The 20,671-nt window shown below is 36.4% G+C and carries 21 protein-coding genes, 2 tRNA genes, 1 other RNA gene and 1 other annotated feature; of the genes, 16 read left to right on the top strand and 8 right to left on the bottom strand.

Features of this window, described 5'->3' with window-relative positions; genetic code table 11:
- Positions 1-54: 54 nt before the first annotated feature.
- On the bottom strand, positions 55-936 hold the full coding sequence (locus AC6UC9_RS05435) for a 3-hydroxyacyl-CoA dehydrogenase (RefSeq protein ID WP_500694323.1): 882 nt from the start codon (positions 934-936) through the stop codon (positions 55-57).
- Positions 937-1,093: 157 nt separating this feature from the next.
- Between AC6UC9_RS05435 and AC6UC9_RS05430 the strand changes: the two genes are divergently transcribed.
- From AC6UC9_RS05430 to AC6UC9_RS05390, 9 genes are all read left to right on the top strand, one after another.
- Entirely contained in the window at positions 1,094-1,621 is a 528-nt protein-coding gene (locus tag AC6UC9_RS05430; protein WP_500701386.1) for a GNAT family N-acetyltransferase, read from the top strand.
- Between the two features lie 17 nt (positions 1,622-1,638).
- The gene (locus AC6UC9_RS05425; protein ID WP_500696035.1) at positions 1,639-2,412 is read left to right on the top strand and encodes a sulfite exporter TauE/SafE family protein; all 774 of its coding nucleotides are present in this window, start codon (positions 1,639-1,641) and stop codon (positions 2,410-2,412) included.
- Positions 2,413-2,436: 24 nt separating this feature from the next.
- Positions 2,437-3,183, top strand: coding sequence for a sulfite exporter TauE/SafE family protein (locus AC6UC9_RS05420; RefSeq protein WP_500701359.1), 747 nt, complete (start codon positions 2,437-2,439; stop codon positions 3,181-3,183).
- Between the two features lie 23 nt (positions 3,184-3,206).
- Positions 3,207-3,956: a sulfite exporter TauE/SafE family protein gene (locus tag AC6UC9_RS05415; RefSeq protein WP_500696848.1), complete on the top strand. Its 750-nt coding sequence runs from the start codon at positions 3,207-3,209 to the stop codon at positions 3,954-3,956.
- Between the two features lie 46 nt (positions 3,957-4,002).
- Positions 4,003-4,211: a binding site (T-box leader), on the top strand.
- A gap of 44 nt (positions 4,212-4,255) precedes the next feature.
- Positions 4,256-5,653 (top strand): asparagine--tRNA ligase, encoded by a 1,398-nt coding sequence (asnS, locus tag AC6UC9_RS05410; RefSeq protein WP_500701358.1) that lies wholly within the window; start codon positions 4,256-4,258, stop codon positions 5,651-5,653.
- A gap of 120 nt (positions 5,654-5,773) precedes the next feature.
- Entirely contained in the window at positions 5,774-7,174 is a 1,401-nt protein-coding gene (locus AC6UC9_RS05405; RefSeq protein WP_500701357.1) for a DHA2 family efflux MFS transporter permease subunit, read from the top strand.
- 207 nt (positions 7,175-7,381) lie between these two features.
- Positions 7,382-7,885: a C40 family peptidase gene (locus AC6UC9_RS05400; protein WP_500701356.1), complete on the top strand. Its 504-nt coding sequence runs from the start codon at positions 7,382-7,384 to the stop codon at positions 7,883-7,885.
- A gap of 77 nt (positions 7,886-7,962) precedes the next feature.
- On the top strand, positions 7,963-8,547 hold the full coding sequence (locus AC6UC9_RS05395) for a YdeI/OmpD-associated family protein (protein ID WP_500701355.1): 585 nt from the start codon (positions 7,963-7,965) through the stop codon (positions 8,545-8,547).
- Between the two features lie 165 nt (positions 8,548-8,712).
- Positions 8,713-9,372, top strand: a complete 660-nt coding sequence (locus AC6UC9_RS05390) for a hypothetical protein (RefSeq protein ID WP_500701354.1) — start codon at positions 8,713-8,715, stop codon at positions 9,370-9,372.
- A gap of 55 nt (positions 9,373-9,427) precedes the next feature.
- Here AC6UC9_RS05390 and ssrA read toward each other — a convergent pair.
- Together ssrA and AC6UC9_RS05380 are read right to left on the bottom strand one after the other, a co-directional pair.
- Positions 9,428-9,794, bottom strand: a transfer-messenger RNA (tmRNA) gene (ssrA, locus tag AC6UC9_RS05385).
- Positions 9,795-9,843: 49 nt separating this feature from the next.
- A complete protein-coding gene (locus AC6UC9_RS05380) occupies positions 9,844-10,617 on the bottom strand; it encodes a Cof-type HAD-IIB family hydrolase (protein WP_500701353.1) in 774 nt (257 codons plus the stop codon).
- A 117-nt stretch (positions 10,618-10,734) separates the two neighbouring features.
- Here AC6UC9_RS05380 and AC6UC9_RS05375 point away from each other — a divergent pair, with 117 nt between their 5' ends.
- Both AC6UC9_RS05375 and AC6UC9_RS05370 read left to right on the top strand, forming a co-directional pair.
- A complete protein-coding gene (locus AC6UC9_RS05375) occupies positions 10,735-11,904 on the top strand; it encodes a class I SAM-dependent methyltransferase (protein WP_500701352.1) in 1,170 nt (389 codons plus the stop codon).
- Positions 11,905-12,001: 97 nt separating this feature from the next.
- A complete protein-coding gene (locus AC6UC9_RS05370) occupies positions 12,002-13,366 on the top strand; it encodes a glucose-6-phosphate isomerase (RefSeq protein WP_500694335.1) in 1,365 nt (454 codons plus the stop codon).
- Positions 13,367-13,438: 72 nt separating this feature from the next.
- Here the strand turns inward: AC6UC9_RS05370 and AC6UC9_RS05365 are convergent, their stop codons facing one another.
- Both AC6UC9_RS05365 and AC6UC9_RS05360 read right to left on the bottom strand, forming a co-directional pair.
- Positions 13,439-13,753, bottom strand: coding sequence for a hypothetical protein (locus AC6UC9_RS05365; RefSeq protein WP_500699797.1), 315 nt, complete (start codon positions 13,751-13,753; stop codon positions 13,439-13,441).
- 115 nt (positions 13,754-13,868) lie between these two features.
- On the bottom strand, positions 13,869-15,947 hold the full coding sequence (locus tag AC6UC9_RS05360; RefSeq protein WP_500701351.1) for an NlpC/P60 family protein: 2,079 nt from the start codon (positions 15,945-15,947) through the stop codon (positions 13,869-13,871).
- Between the two features lie 318 nt (positions 15,948-16,265).
- On the opposite strand from AC6UC9_RS05360, the gene AC6UC9_RS05355 reads away from it, so the two are divergent.
- The 4 genes from AC6UC9_RS05355 (at position 16,266) to AC6UC9_RS05340 (ending at position 17,983) form a co-directional block, all read left to right on the top strand.
- The gene (locus tag AC6UC9_RS05355) at positions 16,266-16,475 is read left to right on the top strand and encodes a MerR family transcriptional regulator (protein ID WP_500701350.1); all 210 of its coding nucleotides are present in this window, start codon (positions 16,266-16,268) and stop codon (positions 16,473-16,475) included.
- 92 nt (positions 16,476-16,567) lie between these two features.
- Complete coding sequence (locus AC6UC9_RS05350) at positions 16,568-16,792, top strand: TipAS antibiotic-recognition domain-containing protein (protein ID WP_500701385.1); 225 nt, start codon at positions 16,568-16,570, stop codon at positions 16,790-16,792.
- Positions 16,793-16,885: 93 nt separating this feature from the next.
- Positions 16,886-17,383, top strand: a complete 498-nt coding sequence (locus AC6UC9_RS05345) for a DnaJ domain-containing protein (RefSeq protein WP_500701349.1) — start codon at positions 16,886-16,888, stop codon at positions 17,381-17,383.
- A gap of 132 nt (positions 17,384-17,515) precedes the next feature.
- Entirely contained in the window at positions 17,516-17,983 is a 468-nt protein-coding gene (locus AC6UC9_RS05340) for a DUF2798 domain-containing protein (protein WP_500701348.1), read from the top strand.
- A 63-nt stretch (positions 17,984-18,046) separates the two neighbouring features.
- Here AC6UC9_RS05340 and AC6UC9_RS05335 read toward each other — a convergent pair.
- A tRNA-Gln gene (locus AC6UC9_RS05335) sits at positions 18,047-18,119 on the bottom strand.
- 117 nt (positions 18,120-18,236) lie between these two features.
- Here AC6UC9_RS05335 and AC6UC9_RS05330 point away from each other — a divergent pair.
- Positions 18,237-18,310 (top strand) — tRNA-Glu (locus AC6UC9_RS05330).
- Between the two features lie 713 nt (positions 18,311-19,023).
- Here the strand turns inward: AC6UC9_RS05330 and AC6UC9_RS05325 are convergent.
- Both AC6UC9_RS05325 and AC6UC9_RS05320 read right to left on the bottom strand, forming a co-directional pair.
- The gene (locus tag AC6UC9_RS05325; RefSeq protein ID WP_500701384.1) at positions 19,024-20,058 is read right to left on the bottom strand and encodes an SIR2 family protein; all 1,035 of its coding nucleotides are present in this window, start codon (positions 20,056-20,058) and stop codon (positions 19,024-19,026) included.
- Between the two features lie 11 nt (positions 20,059-20,069).
- Positions 20,070-20,633 (bottom strand): SIR2 family protein, encoded by a 564-nt coding sequence (locus AC6UC9_RS05320; protein WP_500701347.1) that lies wholly within the window; start codon positions 20,631-20,633, stop codon positions 20,070-20,072.
- Between the last annotated feature and the right edge of the window lie 38 nt (positions 20,634-20,671).

Genomic DNA, 20,671 nt, shown 5'->3' with positions numbered 1-20,671 from the left:
AAAATCTATAAAATAAAAAGTTCGCCATTTGGCGAACTTTTTTTGTATCTAATTCTATTTAAGAAATTCCGGTTTTCTGAAATCAGGATCTGGATAAGTGTAAAAGCCCTTACCAGATTCAAGACCAATGTTACCTTGGTCAATCATATCCTTGAATTTTTCGGAAGCTTTTTTAACTTCTGGGTTAGTTGACATCTTAGTGATATCATACATGGTTTTCATCCCAATAATGTCCATAATAGCGAAAGGACCAAGTGGTGCACCAGTTCCAATCATCCATGCCTTATCGATCGTTTCAGGATCAGAAACGCCATTGTTCCAGAGGACTAAAGCATCTGATAGAAATGGTACTAACAGTGAGTTTAATAGGTAACCCGGTTGTTCCTTGTTAACTAAGATTGGAACCATTCCAATTTCACGTGAAAACTGTTCCATCTCTTTTGGAAGATCCTTATTAGTTTTAGATTGTGACATGATTTCAGCGGTATTGTTTTTCCAAATTGAGTTAGCGAAGTGGTAACCCAAATACTTGTCAGGACGACCAGTAGCATCAGCAAACTGTGATGGTAGTAAAGTCGAAGTGTTAGTAACGATAACAGTATCTGGATCAGCTAAATCGTTGAACTTTTTGTAAAAGTCATTTTTAACATCTGGATCCTCAGAAAGAGCCTCGATAACTAAGTCAGCACCCTTAAGGGCGGCCTTTAAATCAGTGGTGTAATGGAGATGTTCCTCTGCGTTCTTGACCTGTTCATCGGTAGCTCCAATGTCTTTTTTTACTGCTTTTTCCCAACGAGCTACTCGCGCCTTAGCACGATCGAGTGAGCCGTCTGAACGGCCCCAAATAGTAGTGTTTTTTCCGTGGAAAGCCGACATGAAAGCAATTTGTGAGCCTAAGGTGCCTCCACCGACAATGACAACGTTATTGAATGTCATGGTGATTTCCTCCTATATATTTACTTATTATCCACTTCTATTCTATGCTAGTGAAAGCGCTTAAGCAACCTTCTTTATCTGTTATAAATGACAATGGTTGCAAGCCAGAGTAAATTAGTTAAAATATTAACTAAATTGTTAATGGAGGTTCAAAATGATGAGTGAGATTAGAAGGGTAACGATTGATGATATTAGTGCTTTACGATCCATTAGTCGGGAAACGTTTTCCGAGACGTTTGGAACCGAAAATAAACCTGAAAATTTAAATCAATACTTGGATAATGCTTATGATCCGGAAAAATTAAAGAATGAAATTTCTGATCCTAATTCTCAATTTTATTTTGCTTACATTGATGGAAAGTTAGCTGGTTATTTAAAGTTAAACGTTGATGATGCTCAATCTGAAGAAATGGGTTCGCATCTCTTAGAAGTGGAACGAATTTATTTGAAAAAAGAATTTAAACGTCATGGTCTAGGAACCGAATTGATTAATTTGGCTGTTAATGAGGCGCAGAAAAAAGGGAAAGAAAAGGTTTGGCTGGGCGTATGGGAACATAATAATGCTGGACTGAAGTTCTATCAAAAAATGGGATTTAAGCAAGTTGGGGATCATGTTTTTCAATTGGGCAAGAGTGCTCAGCGTGATTTGATAATGGAAAAGCCAATTAGTGGTAACATTAAGTAAGTAGTTAATAATCTTAATTGGGAAAGTTGGTTCTTTCGTTGTTATTTAATGGTATTTTTCTTTTAATTGCTAGCATCATCGCCGGAACGTTGAGTAGTGTCGTTGGCATGGCAAGTGTGATTCTTTATCCGGCGCTTTTGTTTGTTGGATTACCACCAATTATGGCAAACGTCACGATCACGGTGGGAATTATTTTTAGCGGAACAAGTGCCGTCTTGTCATCAAGACGAGAGCTCAAAGGACAGGGTTCGGTCACTCTTCACGTTATGCTATTTGCGGTCATTGGTGCGGTTATTGGATCAATTATCCTGTTACATAGTTCCAATAAGAGCTTTCAAGATGTTGCTCCCTTTGTCATCTTACTGTCCGGAGTTTTAATGTTAATTCCAAAACGACAGTCAACGTTTGCTTCTGAAAGTATTTCAAAAACAGCGAGTGCAATTGCCGCGATTGCCATTGTGATTGTCGGGATTTACGTTGGCTACTTCGGTGCCGGCGGCGGAGTGTTAATGGCTGCCATTTTGATTCGAATTATCGATGCACCATACGCCATTTGCAATGCGGTCCGAAATGTGACGACTTTAACCATGAACGCAGTATCAGCTGCCATCTTTATTTTTACTACCCCAATTAGTTGGAGTGCTTTGGTGGTGCTTGCCATTGGTCTGTTTATTGGTGGGTACATTGGCCCGATTATTGTTCGGGTAATTCCATCAGCTGTAATGAAGTACACGGTTGCGATTGGTGCGATTATCCTGGCTGCTTTTTTAGCATATCAGGCATATTTTTAAAAAAGATGAATGTAGGGAAATATTATGTGGAATTTAATTTTTTTAGTAGTGGCAGGAGTTGTTAGCGGGGTGCTTGAAAGTACGGTTGGACTGGCCAGTTTAGTTGCTTATCCAGCGATGCTTCTGGCAGGATTTGCACCGATCGTTGCAAACGTTACCAACACGGTTGGCTTTGCCTTTAGTGATTCAAGTGCCATTTTAGCGTCCCAAAAAGAACTTAAGGGACAAAGTAAAGTCATCTTTAAAGTCACCATCTGTGCTGGAATTGGGACCATTATTGGTTCTTTAATTTTACTTAACAGTTCGAATAAAAGTTTTGAAAATGTTGCCCCAATCATCATTATGATTTCGGGAGTTTTGATGTTGCTACCAAAGAGTCAAAAACAATTATCTGAAACGCATATGACTTTGTGGGGAAAGATAATTACCGCCATTGCACTTCTTTTTGTTGGGATGTATTTAGGTTACTTTGGTGCAGGCGGCGGAGTCATGTTAATTGCCATTTTACTTCGAGCTGTGAACCAACCCTATGCTGTTTGTAATGCAATCCGAAATTTTGTTTCTTTAATTTTGAACTGGATTTCGGCCATCATATTTATGTTTACAATGCCAATCAATTGGGTGGCTTTGATTGCCATCACAGTTGGGTTACTAGTAGGTGGATACATTGGGCCGTCAGTCGTACGTCATATTCCATCCAATGTTATGAAGTATGGAGTTGGGATCGGTGCCATTGTATTAGCGATTTGTTTGGGAATTAAGACTTATTAATAAAACAAGGAGAAAGTGGAAGTTTGATTTTAAAGTATTTCTTATTGATTTTTGCTGGGATTTTAAGCGGAATTATGGGAACCGCTGTGGGACTTGCTAGCGTTATTTCATATCCAGCAATGTTGGCTTCCGGACTATCACCAATCGTTTCCAGTGTGACTAACATCGTTGGTTTTGCGTTTAGTAACATGAGCGCAGTGGCTTCATCTCAAAGAGAATTAAAGGGTCAAGGTAAGACCATTTTAAAAGTGGTTATTTTTGCTGGAATTGGGTCTGCACTCGGTTCCCTGATTCTTCTTCGTAGTTCCAACAAAAGTTTTGCAGATATTGCACCAGTTGTCATCATGTTGTCTGGGATTTTGATCATGCTACCGAAGAGTCAAAAGCAGTTAATGAAAACCCATTTGGGATTATGGGGTAAGACCATTACCGCCATTGCACTGACGTTGGTTGGAATGTACTTAGGTTATTTTGGTGCTGGTGGTGGAATTTTGATCATGGCGATTTTAATGCGAGCCTTAAATGAGTCATATGCCGTGGATAATGCCATTCGAAATGTGATGTCACTAGTGATGAATTGGATCTCGGCTTTGATCTTTATTTTTACAATTCAGATTAACTGGCCAGTTCTGATTACGCTAACGATTGGATTGGTTATTGGCGGATACATTGGACCAGCCATTGTACGTCTCATCCCATCCAATATCATGAAGTACGGGGTCGGAATCTTGGCAATTTTATTGGCCATTTATTTAGGAATTAAAACTTACTAATCCTGTTGCAACCAGCCTATGATTATGGTATTTTTAAATCAAATAAGATATGACAATAAAGAGGACGAGTACCATTAATTTCTTTTATAGCGAGTCGAAGTTGGTGAGAGTTCGATAAAGAGTTAATAGGAAAAACACCTTGAGTTTTAAAGCTTGAACGAAGTAGGGCTAACGGTCGCAATCCGTTATCATTGTGTGAGTTGGTTTATGTTACATAAACAATATGGGTGGTACCGCGATGACCTCGTCCCTTTTTGAGATGAGGTCTTTTTTTATTGTCTAAAAAGGAGTTGTTAAGTATGAAAGAACAAAACGTTTTAGCAAAAGATTTGTACACTAAGAAACACGATTTTGGTAATGAATCAGTAGTTCTAGAAGGATGGATTCGAACCATTCGTAATTCTAAAAAAATTGCCTTTATCGAAATCAACGACGGTTCATACATTAAGAATGTTCAGGTAATTGTCAAGAGTGATCTAGATAACTTTGATGACATCATCAAACTGCCGATTAGTTCAACTCTGAAAGTAATTGGAAAACTTGTGGACACCCCAGACGCCCCACAGCCATTTGAAATTCATGCGGAGCAAGTTAAGATTGAGGGTGTTTCTGATCTAGATTACCCACTGCAAAAGAAGAAGCAATCACTTGAGTACCTTCGTTCTATTGCACATTTACGTCCTCGAACCAATACTTTTTACGCTGTTTTCAAGATTCGTTCGATGGCAGCCTTTGCGATTCATGAATACATGCAAAAACACGGCTTTGTCTATGTAAACACTCCGATTGTTACTAGTAGTGACACGGAGGGGGCTGGTGAGATGTTTCAGATCACTAGCTTAGATCAAAATGACCTGCCAAAGGATGAAAATGGTAAAGTCGATTACTCAAAGGATTTCTTTGGTCAAGAGACGAACTTAACCGTTAGTGGACAATTACCAGTCGAGGCCTTTGCTCTGGCATTTAGAAACGTATATACCTTTGGCCCAACTTTTAGAGCTGAAAATTCGCATACTAAACGCCACGCTGCCGAATTTTGGATGATTGAACCAGAGATGGCCTTTGCTGATCTTGATGACATTATTAAGACGTCTGAGGACATGTTAAAGTATGTTATTAATTATTTACTTGAAAATGCTGCAGAGGACCTCCAGTTCTTAAATGATAACGTCGACGGCAACTTAATTAAGTTGCTTCAAACTACTGTGAACGAGAAGTTTGCGCGGATCACGTATACTGAAGCCATTGACTTGCTTGAAAAAACCGACGTTGAGTTTAAATATCCGGTTAAGTGGGGGATTGATTTAAAGGCTGAACACGAACGTTATCTATCCGAAAAAGTGTTTGGCAAACCCGTGTTTGTAACTGATTATCCACGTAATATCAAAGCCTTCTATATGCGTGATAACGACGATGGTAAGACTGTTGCTGCTTCAGACCTTCTGGTTCCAAGAATTGGTGAACTAGTTGGAGGAAGCCAACGAGAAGAGCGTGAGCAAGAATTGGCTGACAAAATGGATGAATTTCATTTATCAAAGGATGAGTACGAGTGGTACCTCGAATTACGTAAATACGGTGGCACTAAGCACTCTGGCTTTGGAATTGGCTTCGAACGATTACTGATGTATGTCACTGGGATGGATAATATTCGTGATGTTATCCCTTATCCAAGAACCCAAGGTAGTATTAAATTTTAGACTAAAATGAGCCCATGAGAAATCATGAGCTTTTTGTTATCTTTTGTAACAATTCAAATGAAAAAATGATAGTCTATAAATAGCTATTAAATTAGTACAAATCGAAAAGGAGCGCTTTATATGGCAAAAAGTAATGGACTTAGTAGATTAGAAAGATTTTGGTTTATTACCATCATGTTAATCGGTACTTTCACCATGTCGATTAGTCAGTCATCACTATCGACGGCTTATCCCACATTGATGAAGTACTTTGATATTTCAGCATCAACCGTTCAATGGTTAACAACTGGCTTTATGATCATCATGTGTATCATGATGCCGATTAGTCCTTGGCTTTTGAACAACATGAGTTTTAAGAAACTCTTTATGGGAGTTTTACTGATGTTTGATCTAGGGACGTTAATCATTTTAATTAGTAATAGTTTTACGTGGGTTCTGATTGGGAGAGCCTTAGAGGCAATTGCCGTTGGGATTTTGTTTCCATCGTATCAAACTGTTTTACTAAATATCACGCCGGAAGATGATCGAGGAACGATCATGGGAGTTGCTGGATTGGTCATGGGTTCAGCTCTGGCTTGTGGACCAATCATTTCCGGAATCGTTTTGAAGTTTACCACTTGGCGTGGTTTGTTTGATGTTTTCATTGTGATTATCACTGCTGTATTCCTGATTTCATTCTTTGTGATGAAAGACGTTATGCCACGAATTAAATCAAAGTTAGATTGGCTTTCAATCATCTATTCATTTGGTTTGATTGGAATCTTATACGTAATTAGTGAAATTGCTAAACCAAACAATAACTATGGAATGCTTTTACTCATCCTGATTATTAGTATCGTTTTGATTGCGTTGTTTGTTTTCCGTCAGTTTAGAATCAGCAATCCACTATTGAACTTAAACGTGTTAAAGACGTTTAACTATGATTTGGCGGTACTCTTAACCGGATTCTCATACATTTCATTGATTGTAGTTACGATCATTTTCCCACTGTACTATCAACAGGTACTGGGAGTATCACCATTCATTTCCGGGATGGCACTAGTTCCTGGAGCTGTTTTCTTAAGTATCTTGAACCCGATCACGGGTACGATTGTTGATAAAATTGGATTTAAGCCAGTTATGTTAACAGGAATGTTGATGATTGTGCTGGGCTGGGCCATTTTAGCCTTTTTCCCAATTTATAATATTTGGGGCATGATGGTTCTGGCAATGTTAATTGAGGGTGGAAATGCCTTTGTCATGATGCCTGCGGTTACGCTTGGGGCCGATTCACTGCCGGAAGATTTGATTTCTTATGGAACGGCTTTAATTACGACGGTCAGACAGGTACTTGGGTCAACCGGAGTTGCGGTTGCTACGATTGTATTAGTGAGAGCAACTGGATTCTTCAAACTCAGCATGCCGGCAATGCCAGCTCAGGTTAATGGATTCCACATGGTTTACTGGGTCTTCTTGGTAATTGCGGTTATCGGACTACTGTTTGCGGTTATGATTAGAACGCCAAAAAAAGATCAAAAATAAATTAAAAACGTATTTTAGGTGGAAATCAAATGATTTCCATCTTTTTTTGCTTAAAAGTAAACTAATTTCACAAAGTAGCGCTTAAATTACTGAAATTAATGGATTTGCAATCGTGATGTAATCATTTGGTATTAATCCTAACCTATCATAGAAAGTGTAGGATGATTGTAAAATAATGCACAATAAATTAATAAAGGAGCTGGCAAGATGTTCAAAGGATTAATCAGAGGTGTAACAGTAGCGATTGCGTCGTTAGGTTTATTTGGTGTCGTAAACATCGCCACTAACCAAAATCAAGTATCCGCAAGTAAAGCCCATTTTTCAAACGTTAAGCGGGTTGCGACTAGTGAGCTTGGTAAATCATATTCGTACGGTGCAGTCGGACCTAACAGTTTTGATTGCTCTGGCTTTACTCAGTATGTCATGAAAAATGGTGCTAACCGCAATCTTGTAAGAACCGCACAGGCTCAATACGATACCTATAAGCATGTCAGAAAGAGTAAAATTAAAAAAGGTGACTTGGTATTTTTTGGCTCAAGTAAAAGTGACATTTACCACGTTGGAATTGCCTTAAACAAACATCAAATGATCGATGCACAAAATCGTGGAGTGGTGATTGAGCCAATTCACGCCCCGTGGTGGCATTTAGTGGGTGTTTCGCGTCCCGTTTCATTTGCTAAGAAAACAGTTCAAAGTCCCGTTAGGTTTTAATGAGCCTGACGGCTTTTTTGACTTCTCCAACTTTGCTGATTACTATGTAGGCAAATGTTGAAGGGAGTGCATTTCAAGTGCTAAGAAAAGACGAGCCATTTTTACCAATTACATCAAGAAAGGAACTTCGTGACTGGTTTGCTGAAAATTGCAAGAGAGAAGATTGTCTGTGGGTTCCAGTCAGCATGAGTAAAACCAGTGAAGAAAAGATGTTTTATTTGGATATCGTCGAAGAGGCACTGTGTTTTGGCTGGGTCGATGGTTTGCATAAAAGTTCGGATGAAACGGGACTAGCACAACGATTGACTCCTCGAAAGGAAAACAGTAACTGGACCGAGCTCAACAAGGAGCGGGCTCGAAGACTAATTAAACTAGGTTTAATGACTGAAGAAGGCAAACGAGTGTTACCAGATTTGTCTCCTAAATCGTTTAAGATTATTCAGCCGGTTAAACGTGCTTTAAAACGTGATCCGAAAGTATGGGATAACTTTAACCATTTTCCCGATTTGTACCAACGAGTTCGTGTTGATGGAGTTCAGTCCCGGTTGAAATTTAGTAAACCACAGTCATATAAACATCGGTTGCATAAGCTAGTAAAGAAGACGAGAGCCAATGAGATGTATGGTGGTTGGTGTGATGATGGAAGATTGTTGCATTATTAAGTTTTATTAGATTCAATGTTTACATCTGGCATTTGTATCTGAATTTAAACTTAATTATTGCTTCATAAGAATAATGACTAGTTAAATTTTTGTATTAAGTATTAATTAATTCTGATATACTTGTTTTATTAAATATTTTGGATAATCAATGAGGAATTAATTCAAATGACTAAAAAATATTTAACCAGTGGGACACGTACCAGTCATACGTATCAGTTTTATAGGGAACGCAGAAATGATCCAAGTTGGCGGGAAGATTACTTAGAGGTTAAATCAAAACGAAGACGTAATTTTCTGATGAAATTAGTTTCAAGGGTTGCGATTGTATTGATTGGGTTCTTTCTATTTAACCATTATGCTGGTGCTTTAATAAGTAGAATACAAAATGAGTTTAGACGGAATCCTTCATCGATAATTTCAAATCGAACTTTCAATCAACATAATTCAGCACAAATAACTCCTAATTCTTCTCAAGTAAAAACAGAAGCAACTCCAGCAAATAGTAACAATAATCAGGCTGAAAATGATGTTAAGCAAACAAGCACTTTGACAGAACCAATTGCTAAACAAATATTAGAGAAAGAAACACCTTATTTCCAAAATACGACTACTAATAAAATTAGTTATTGGAATTATGGTGGTAAACTATCTGGAGATCAGACAGGATATTGGTTTATAACTCAAAACGCTACTAGTGATATTGGATTAGAGGGGACCGTTAAAGATAATGGGGACGGAACTGCTCACATATCAGAAAACGTTGTTTCAAAAGCAACCGGTCCACATTCTTCAAATTTAGAAAAAGATGTGACAATTCCACGTTAAGCTTATAAAACACAAAAAAGCGAACCAATCAATTTAATGACTGGTTCGCTTTTAATTATGGAGGCGGCGGGATTTGAACCCGCGTCCGAGCATATTGCCTCCTGAACGTCTACATTCGTAGGCTAATCATTTGAAGTTCACTGTACAATCCGCAATTAGTCAATGCTAGCATGCACAGCTAATCTGATTAATCTCTTCATACTACTTCAGATGGGAGCAGTAAGCGTATCCTATTAAAGGTAGGACCTAGGACTGATCCATAGGAAAAATCAGCTAGATCTACGTCAAGCGCTTATTAGGCAGCTACAGCGTAAGAATTGTTATTATTTTTTGCAGTTATAATTAAACTGAGCGATTTGACGCATCGTCGTACGGAATGCAATTCAGGCTCAAACTATACCCGTCGAATCCATAACGCCCCCGACAGACACAGTACTACTATACCATGATATCTGCCTAATTTACAGTAATTTAGATCAGGCTAAAATGTTTCAGTCCGTTAACAATTCCGTGATTAGTATTTTTGGTGGTAATGAATTCACCATGTGGTTTGACATTTGGAAGTCCATTCCCCATTACGACCGGATGATCAACGTAGTCTAACATTGGGATGTCGTTATTACCGTCTCCAAACGCGTATGTTGGGATTCCAGTTAGTCCAGCAGTGTTTATTAATTGCTTGATTCCAGTAGCCTTAGAAACGTCATGAATGACCACATCAATTGAATAGGGCGAGTTACGGTAAAAGGTTAGGACATCTCCAAAGTTTTCTACGTAGTCAGTATCCAGATCAGTGTTGGTAACCACCATCATGTTAATAGGATTTTCGTGCCAATACTTTTTTGTGACAATGGTTGGAAGTGGAGCATGGACGTGTTCAAAGGCTTTAACTGCCAATTCATCGTGATTGGTAATGGCACCACGTTTTTGGTTCAGTAAAACTAATGTATTATCGTGTTTTTTAACAAAGCTATACAAACGATCAATGATTTTGGGGTTGATTGTATTAGAAAAGACTTCTTGGTTTCTTAACATCCCAAAATCACCGTTTGCGGCTACCACGGAATCAATCTTGGTTTTCTCTAACGTATCTCTGATTTCAAAAAGATTCCTTCCGGTTGAGATTACCGGAAGGCCACCGTGTTTTCTGATTTCATCCATTGCGTTTGCAACTTCATCGTTCACCTTTGAATTTTCATCAAACAAGGTCCTATCTAAGTCAAAAAATACTAAATATTTATACATAATCGAATCTCCTTTGCTTATTATTTTAACATATGACCTACTTTGCAATCCTACTAATTAATCGTGATTACATGTACAATGAGATAGGAAGCGATTTTTAGAGGAGAATAAAATAATATGAAAAAAGTTGAAATAACCGGTAAAGCCGTCAAAAAGTTTGAGGGCGGTTATCCACAAATTAGTGAAAAAGATTTAGTTAACGAAGCGGATTTTAGCAACGGCGAAGTCGTGGCTTTAATTAAGGGAGATCATTTCGTTGCCAGTGCTTACTTTGGCAAACAAGCCGGCGGAATTGGTTGGATTTTGGATCGCAAGGAAAATCAATTTATCGACGATCGTTTCTTTGGTCATTTATTTAGTCAGGCCTTCAGTAAAAGGATCTTACTTCAAGATGAAGGCATTGATATTCATCGCCGGTTTAACGGACAGGGAGACGGTTTGGCCGGAATTACGATTGACAGCTACGATGGTCAAGACGTGATTACCTGGGAAAATGCTGGAATTTATCAATTACGAAATCAGTTGATTCCAATCATTGTTAATCAATTGGGGAGTTACCAGAATTTATACGAGTATCAGCAGTTTGAACATGGTTCTGAAATCAAGTCAGTTGAAAACGCTAGTCCCGATCCAGTAGGCTCGGCCAATGTCTTGGAGGGTGAAGTAACGTATCCAATTAGTTTACAGAACGCAAAAACGACAGGATTAGACATTATTTATCGCGATGTAAGGCAGGATGTTTTTGATCAATCACAAGATAAAGTTGGTCTAAATTTATTTTATGAGGGAACTGGAGTTGCTAGTGCCATGATTGGTGGTGGTAGCGTTAAGACCGTTAACGTTGACGATAGTAATCGTGCTAAATCTCAATTGATTAATGAAATTGATGCTAATGGATACGTGATCGGTGCCCAAGAGGTCAGAAAAATGAGTGTCTTTGGGTATTTAGACTATGCGCAAAAGCATGATTTGAAGTTTGACTTAATCACCGTTAACGTGCCTGTCTTTGTTAGAGATAAAAAGAATCGGTTTGAGATTAAGCGTGACTTACAAGATCTCGTTAGTGCGGTAAGTCAAGTTGCTAGTAAGGATGCGTCTGTCTTCTTTACCACAGATACCAATAAAATGAATTCGAAAAAGTTTCGGTCTGAAATCTCGGATGCATTTGCCGCAAACGGTGTTAACGTTAATTTTGGAAAAACCTACTCTAACCCAAATGATTTTCCGATTGACCCTGATTATGAACGTGAGGGATCATTTAAGGGGATCAATGTGCGGATTAAATAAGAACTAATATAATAAAATTAACAGAGCAAAAACATCATTATGTAATTAATTTTTGTTGTATAATGTAAGCGATATTATAGAAAGTGGGGATAGTGTAATGGCTTATTTGAAATTTGATGATTCTAAGTTAAGCAAGTTTGTACATCCGGATGAGTTGCCTGAGATTCAAGCGATGGTGACTGCAGCGGATAAAGAGTTAAGGGATGGCACTGGTGCTGGAAATGATTTCCGGGATTGGTTAGATCTTCCAGAAAATTATGACAAAGATGAGTTCGCAAGGATTCAAAAAGCAGCTGACAAAATCAAGTCTGATTCAAAAGTTTTAGTTGTGATTGGAATTGGTGGTTCATACTTAGGTGCTAAGATGGCCGTTGATTTTCTGAATGGTACTTTTTACAACTCTGAACCTGATGACAAGCGTCGTGGTGTCAAGGTTGTCTTTGCGGGTAATTCACTTAGTGCTCCATATATTCATGATTTATTGAACTACATCGGTGACGATGACTTTTCAATTAACATCATTTCTAAGTCTGGAACAACCACTGAACCAGCAATTGCTTTCCGAATTTTCAAGGAAAAGTTAGTTAAAAAGTATGGTGAAGATGAAGCTAACAAACGAATCTATGCTACTACTGATGCTCATCGAGGTGCTTTGAAACAAGAAGCTGACGCTAACGGCTACGAAACCTTCGTAATTCCAGATGGTGTTGGTGGACGTTACTCAGTTCTTACCCCAGTTGGTTTATTACCAATTGCTGCTACCGGTGCTGACATTAGTCAATTAATGAAGGGTGCACTTGATTCTTCCAAAGAATACACCAATCCAGATGTTAATAAAAACGATGCCTATCGTTACGCTGCGTTGAGAAATATCCTTTACAGAAAGGGTTATACCACTGAATTACTCGAAAACTACGAACCAAACATGAGAATGTTCTCAGAATGGTGGAAGCAGTTAATGGGTGAGTCAGAAGGAAAAGACCAAAAGGGAATTTATCCATCATCAGCTAACTTTACAACTGATCTTCATTCATTAGGTCAATACATTCAAGAGGGGTTACGTGATCTGATTGAAACGGTTGTTAAATTAGATAAGCCTGATGACGATATTGCGATTCCAAAGGAAGAGTCAAACCTTGATGGTCTTAAATACCTTCAAGATGACACGGTTAACGAAGTTAATACCAAAGCCTATGAAGGGGTTGTTTTAGCTCATACCGATGGTGGGGTTCCAGTTATGACCGTTCATATTCCTGATCAATCAGAATATTCACTAGGTTACTTGATTTACTTCTTTGAAGTTGCGGTTGCTATTTCTGGTTACCTAAATGGCATTAATCCATTCAATCAACCAGGCGTTGAAGCATACAAGAATAATATGTACGCATTATTAGGTAAACCTGGTTACGAAGAATTAACCAAGAAACTGGATGCAGAATTAAAAAAGGAAAACAATAACTAAATAGACAAAAAGAACGGATTCAGTTGAATCCGTTCTTTTTATATGGTCAATGATTTGATTGTAATAAGAGGGTTATTCCCATTTTCCTTCAAGAGTACGTAGCTTCTTAATTAAGCGTTGTTGTGCTCTTTCAAGATCATTCATTTGATCATCAACGTGACGGTTTTTGTCCATTCCACGTTTATCATCTCGAGTCGGCTTAGCAACCTTAGTATCACGTAAGTTATTGGTCTGATTTTCATTTTCAATCAACTCTTTCACAACGTCCATTCGTTCGTTGTAGTTAGCTAATAAATCAGCATTGAATTTATCAGAGTTTTCTTTTTGGAACTTTTCTTGATCCTTGATTAATTTTTTAAGTTCTTTTTCTTTTGAGTGTGCGTCCATATTGTCATACCTCCAATATAAAAAGAATAGCACTAATGCTGTTTCAATAGCAATCTAATTTTATAAATAAAAATGGTCTTCCGATTAATCGGAAGACCATTTATTAGTTTAGATATTATTTGTCAGTATCTTTACGTCTGAAACCAAGTACTGCGGCAAGAGCAACCATGATAGAACCAATGGCACTCATAAGTAGTGTACTTGCTTGACCAGTTTGTGGCAAGATGTGACCATTCTTTTGGTCATTGTTTTTAACTGCAGAAGCTTGACCGTTATCCTTAGTAGCAATGTGTGAAGTTGTCTTATCATCATTGTTTACCTTAGCAGCAGTTTCTTTGTTTGAAGCATTCTTGTCAGAAACTTCTTTGTTTGAAACAACCTTAGCGGAAGTCTTCTTGTTAAGAGCTGCCTTTTGGTCAGTTGACTTCTTTGAAGCGTTCAAATCAACTGTGTTCTTCTTAGCAGTAGTGTCATTTGACAAGTTACTTACTTGTTCTTTAGGTGCTGCTGGAGTTTGTTGAACATTTTGTTGAACGTTAGGAGTCGTCTTTGAAGTTTTAACAGTCTCGTTAGTGTTGGCACTAGTATTTGATGATGACTTTGTTGGTTGAACATTCAAGTTAACCGTCTTAGTGTTATTTTGTGATACAACACTAGTAGTTTGTTGTTTGCCATTTGAAGCAGTTGGAGTTGGTGTAACACTAGCTGATTTATTAACAGTGTTCAATTGAGTAGTAGGGACACTAGCTCTCAAGTTGTAAGTGTATGCTCTGTTATTAGCACGTCTTGCAGCTGGAGTGCTTACGTTTTGTTGAACGTAGTTTGAACTAGCTTGGTTGTTAGCTCTTGGAGTATATGAATTGTTGTTAGTGTTTTGGCTTGGTGTGTAAGTACTTGCGCTTCCACCGTTAAATCCGTTAACACGTCCGAATAATACGGCACCAGGGAAATAACTAAGTGAATCGTTGTAAATAACACCACGGTTTTGAGCATCAAGCATTAAACCGTTACCTAAGTAGATTCCAACGTGGTAAAGATCGCCACCTTGAGAGAAGAATACTAAGTCACCCTTTTGAGCTTGACTACGTGAAATGTGTTGTGTAGCAGGGTATTGACTGTAAGTAGTTCTTGGAAGACTGTATCCAGCCTTGCCAAATACGTATTGAACGAATCCAGAGCAATCAAATCCAGCTGGTGTACTGCCACCCCAAACGTACGGAGTTCCAACATATTGTCTACCAATGTTAACTACTTGATCGGCATTAGTGTTTTGAGCTCTAAAGCTGACATTTTGAACTCTAAAGTTAGTTGCGGCTGCACGAGCGGCACTTAATTGAACGTTTGAGTAAGAATGAGCTGCTGGGGTAACATTGTTGTTTTGAGTGTTAGTCTTAACAGTTTCAGTCTTAGCTGATTGTGCAGGGGTAGTAGTTTTAGCATCAGCTTGTTTTGCATCATTGTTTGAAACTGGTGCTTGCTTAGCAGGTGTTTGTTGAGTAGTTTCAGATTTAGTAGCTGGGGTTACATTATTTTCAGCTTTTTCAGTATTTACTGGTTGTGCTTGTGTAGTAGCTTCGGCTTTAACTGAATCGTTGTTAGTAGTCTTTTGGTCAGCGTTGTTGTTTTGGTTGTTATCTGCTTTAGCAGAAACATCGTTGTCTAAATTATTAACGTTAACATCAGTTTTAGCTGATTGTGCAGGAGTAACAGCTTCTGCAACCTTGTTTTCAATCTTGTTTGGTGTAACAGTTGATGTTTGGCTATTGTTTTTAACGGCATCATTGTTAGCATCATTTTGATTGTTTTGGTTGTTTTCAGCTACTTGATTATTATCAGTAGTTGCTGATTGATCGTTAGTAGTTGTAGCTTTTGTTGCATCATTAGTGGTGTTGTTTACATCATTGTTTGAAGCAACATTAGTTTGAGTAGTGGCATCTTTAGTAGCATTAGCATCGTTTGTTTGATTATCAACGTTAGTGTTAACTTTGGCTGCGCTCTTAGATGAGTCATTTTTAATAGTGCCGTTATCTTTCTTGGCACTTTGAGTAGCTTGTGCGTTATTTCCTAAGGCGTCAGCGTTAACAACGCTACTGGTAGTTAGAAGGCCACCGGCAACCATCGTAGTTGCAAGGGCAGCAAACATCCATCTCTTACCAGCTTTGTACATTTTATAGTGTAATTTATCATTATTCATATATTTAATTTCCTCCTTTGGAATATATAAACAATAACATCAAAACTATGTGAAAAAAAGAGTTAAACTCAAGCGTAACTATAATGATATAGTGCGAAACATTCAGGAAATGGTTTGTTAAACTAGTAATGTTTCAGTAACATTGGTGTAATATAACTGTGCTACTTATAAAATGTGACTAAACGGCTTGACCACGACGTTACGTAACGGTTAACAATGATTTATTGAGAGGTATCATGCATGCTTAAAATAAAAGAATGAGCCGATATGGCGGGCGTTATAGCTCGTTCCCCTCAATACTATGATTGAATATATTTATTGGTTCTCAGAAGAGATATTGATTCTGGTTATCGAAATTATAATTCTAACGATATTTTGAAATTACAGGTGATTTTATTTTACAAAAGTTTTGGTTTTGACTTAAAAGAAATTAAAAAAATTATGAGTGATCCAGCCTTTAGTTTTCACAATGCAGTACTGATTCAAGAAAGATTTTATCTGAACTGGGCCGGCACCTTACCCGATTAATCAAAAGCATTTAAACTTATTTGCCGTTGATTTTCAAAATATACAAGAAATGGAAAATCGAATGATTGGTTTATTAAAACAATCATTAAGGAATAAAAATACTGATTATAAAAAATACTGATTATAATGGAAGAAAAATTTACAAATTACACAAAAAGTGTTTGCAATATACATGGCCAAATTATTCTATAGAAGCTCATCAAGGACTGTCTAAAATTTATTTAAATGATGGCCGGTTTCAAAAATATTACGATAATAAAGCGGGAACTGGTGCCACAGAAATTTTGGCTCAATCAATTCAAAAATATGCAAAGTAATGACCCTAACCCCAAAGACGTTTTATTAAACACTGATTAACCGAATTGTTCAATGTTTGGTAGAATTAGTGTAAATACATTTAAGGGGGGATTATGATGGCATATGGAAACTTAGACTATTATTATGCAATATTAGGATTACCCACAACAGCAGACAAACAAGAAGTTGACCGAGCTTATCGCAAATTGGCTAAGAAGTATCATCCTGATGTTAATCATTCTCCTGATGCTGCCTCCAAGTTCAAAGAAATTACCAGTGCGTATGAAATTATTAAAGAAAATAATTATAGTTCTGGATCATATGCAGGATCAAGTCAGTCTAGTTATGAATCACATTCTAATGAGTCTAACGCTAACAATGATTCTTATCAGCAAAACACTAATTATAATTATTCTAATTACCAGCAACAAAATCAAAATCATGAACCTCATCATTTTACTGAAGCTGACATTGGCAAGATAATTTTCTGGATTGCAATCGCAATTTCGATTGCGACGGTAGTGATTGTCATCAAAGTATTACCTCTTAGTATTATTTATGCAGTTTTGATTGTGTGTGGAATTTTGTATTACTTCTATCAGAAAAAATGATTAATTATAAAGATCGAGCATTAAAATGCTTGGTCCTTATTTTTATTAATTAAGTTTTTATTGTAATAAAAACTTACATGAAAAAATTCTTTATGGTAGATTAATCATTGCTGAAAAATTAGGAGGTTAGGTATGCCAAGGGATTTTAAGGAAGAATTATTGTTTACTGGATTAATGGCCGGAATGATGGTGATCGTGATGGAGGCCTATAATATTGCACTCGGAAGTGGGGTTGATTCTACTTTTGTTAAAAGTGTGTTAGTGGGTTATCCATTTGCATTAGTTATTGCGGCTGTTTGTGATTTGCTTTTTGTGGGACCACTTGCAAAGGGGATCTTTTTCAAATTTATCTTTAATGAAAAAATGGAAGAGAAACCACTTTTGATTTCTTTAGGAATTTCAATTTTGATGGTGTTAGGAATGGTAACTTGCATGTCAATTTTCGGAATTGTAGTTGAAGGCGGATTTTCAAGTCTTAATCTAGCAACGTTTGGGATGACATGGATTAGAAACTTGATTTTGGCTCTGCCATTACAACTTCTGATCGTTGGACCAATTGCTAGAATGGTTTTGGGTAAAGTTCAAGAAATCAGGAATTAGAATCAATTCAATAAAAAAGAACCATTTCAATAGTTATTGAAATGGTTCTTTTAGTATTTATAGTTGAGTATACTGGGCTCGAACCAGTAAATTGCGGATTCAGAGTCCGCTGCCTTACCAATTTGGCGAATACTCAATATTTGAACAACTAATATACTACAATTCTTTATGGACAGTTGTCAACAGAAAATTTTGCATTACTTTGTTGACAGACTGGTTTAAATTGGGTAAACTATGTAATTGTTCAGTTTATTGCCCGTTGGTCAAACTGGTTTAAGACGTCGCCCTCTCAAGGCGGAGCTATGAGTTCAAGTCTCATACGGGTAATTGATATAAGCCTCTAAACATTGGTTTAGAGGCTTTTTATTTTATCTTGGTCTATATTTGGTCTCTTTAGTTGATTTTATCGAGCGAATCTTGTGCTAATTCGTACGGCTATTTATCTCAAATGGGAGTGACACTTACTCAGCTTGCTAAAGATGGTATTGGAAATGCAAACACACCAGCACCATAACATCAAAGCAATCCAGTTCAAAAACCAAAAGTTATTAATGGTGGATTTCATTCTGAAAATGCAACTAAATTTGGCACACTGCCCGCTTACGCAATCGTTCATTACTACGGTTTACACTGGCTTTAATTGTAGAACTCTCTACTGCCTAGTTCGTCCAGTGGGTCAAACTGCATGGGAAACATTTAAATAATTGAATATAAATTAAGTTTAAGATAGCAGTAACTATTAAAGTACTAATTACCGATACGATAACTTTTACTATAATAGCCTTTATGATATTGCGTAGATGGTTCAAAGGAATTACCTAGTTGCATGCTGATTACGTGTATTGGTATTCATTTATATTTTCTCCTTTCTAGGTTGTCTTAGAGAGGATACATATAAGTAAATCACACTTCTTAATTGAAGTGTGTTTTTTTGTTTTTACTCATTTATTCTTATTAAGAAGAAAGCTACTTTAGATGATTTGAAAGACAAGAAGTGAGTTTGGGTTCATATCAATGTAGCTTTTTTATACTTATAGACTTTATTTCTTTTTAAACTTTTTTAAATCCCAAATTAAAAATAATCTTCTCAATGATGTTAACTCATTATTTCCACTTTTTTCGTGCTTATTAAATAAATCAATAAATTTAGGAAGGGCTTTATTTTTTACATATCCATCCACATCATTAAAATCTAGTTTATTTATGTTAAATGAAATTTCGTCTATTATTTTTGAATTTGAGGTACTCTTTTGATCTGTAATTTCTTGTAAGCTATTAAATTTAATATGATAAGATTTGTTGACCTGATTAATTTGGTAGTTTAAATTTAAAAAATGTTTTGATTTAATTTTATTTAATACTTTATTTAAGACAAATTTTGGGAGATTATTATTCCTTAAATTAGGATAATAATACATGAATGGATATCTAGCGGTCGCATCACGTACAAAAAAATTCCAAGCTACTTGTGGCATAATTTCATGCTTTTCATTTATATAATCTTCTAAGTATGATACTGCCGTTGGAGATACGTATATATTTTTTTGGTCTCCTATAGCCACAACCATATTATCTTTGTTCTCTTTAGATAAATTTTTAGGTGATACTAATTTAGATTGCAGTGCACCTTTTGCCCCAGCAGCTACAATTAAATTTTTCAAATATTTTTCAAATTTTTTGACCTCACTGGGAGGTAAACCCTCATTTATTTGTGATATTTTTTGGAAAATACTTAAATAATCTGAAGATTCAATAAGAGTATAATTTAAATGTAATTCGTTCAATGTGACAATTTTTTCATTTGGTTTTTTTACATTTTTTTTATAATTTACAACTATTATTCTACTTGCTGATTTTCTGACATCTTCTTTTGGTAATTGTTTAGAAAAATCACTCAATAATTTTCTTATATTTCTATCAGTTAATGAATATCCTAAAAATAATATGGGTGATGTTATCATAGAAGTTAAAATTTTTGCGGAGATTAGAATAGAATTCTTATCATATTCCCTATAATCTTCGGAATTAATTACTATTGAATTTGGTTCTTCCACCGATCCATGTATCTTATATATTTCAGACCAACCTAAAGTATCATCAAAAAACCTCTCTGACCCAAATAAACTGTCGGATTGTTATGATAATACTTATTTAACATGTCCTCAATAAATGTATCATAATTTGTTGTAACAATTATTTTTGCTTTTGATAATAATTTTATGAATTCTTTAAATTCATCTGTATTTTCTATTCCATTTTGTAATTTGTATTTTTTAAAGTGATTTGCTATTTCAAATTTAAATGGAGATATTCCCTTTATAACTGCATCTTTTGTAGATATTCCATTTACCTCTATTTTATGGTCAAAGAATTGATTATTGAATTCACTTCCTATTTTGTCAGCCATTTTTGTGTTTGCAGAAAAATTTATTTTGCTATTGTCATTAGTTTCTTTTTTTGCTTCCATAATGTAGGAGTGAAATTGGGACCAGAAGTCTTTTTTTGGATAAATATTATTCCAAAATTCTTCTAATAAATCTGTCCAAGATGGAGAGTTTTCTATATATCTTTTTGAGATACCAGATCCAATAAAAATTATTGGATAATGATTATTTTTTAAAACATCATGTAATTTAATTGACATTTTCATTAAGTCCCTTCATATTTTTGCAATTTCTTTTAATATAT

The organism is Fructilactobacillus sp. X7R4C1 (assembly GCF_059901115.1).
The sequence above is the reverse complement of the archived record's forward strand: the minus strand, read 5'-3'. Positions and strand labels throughout refer to the sequence as shown.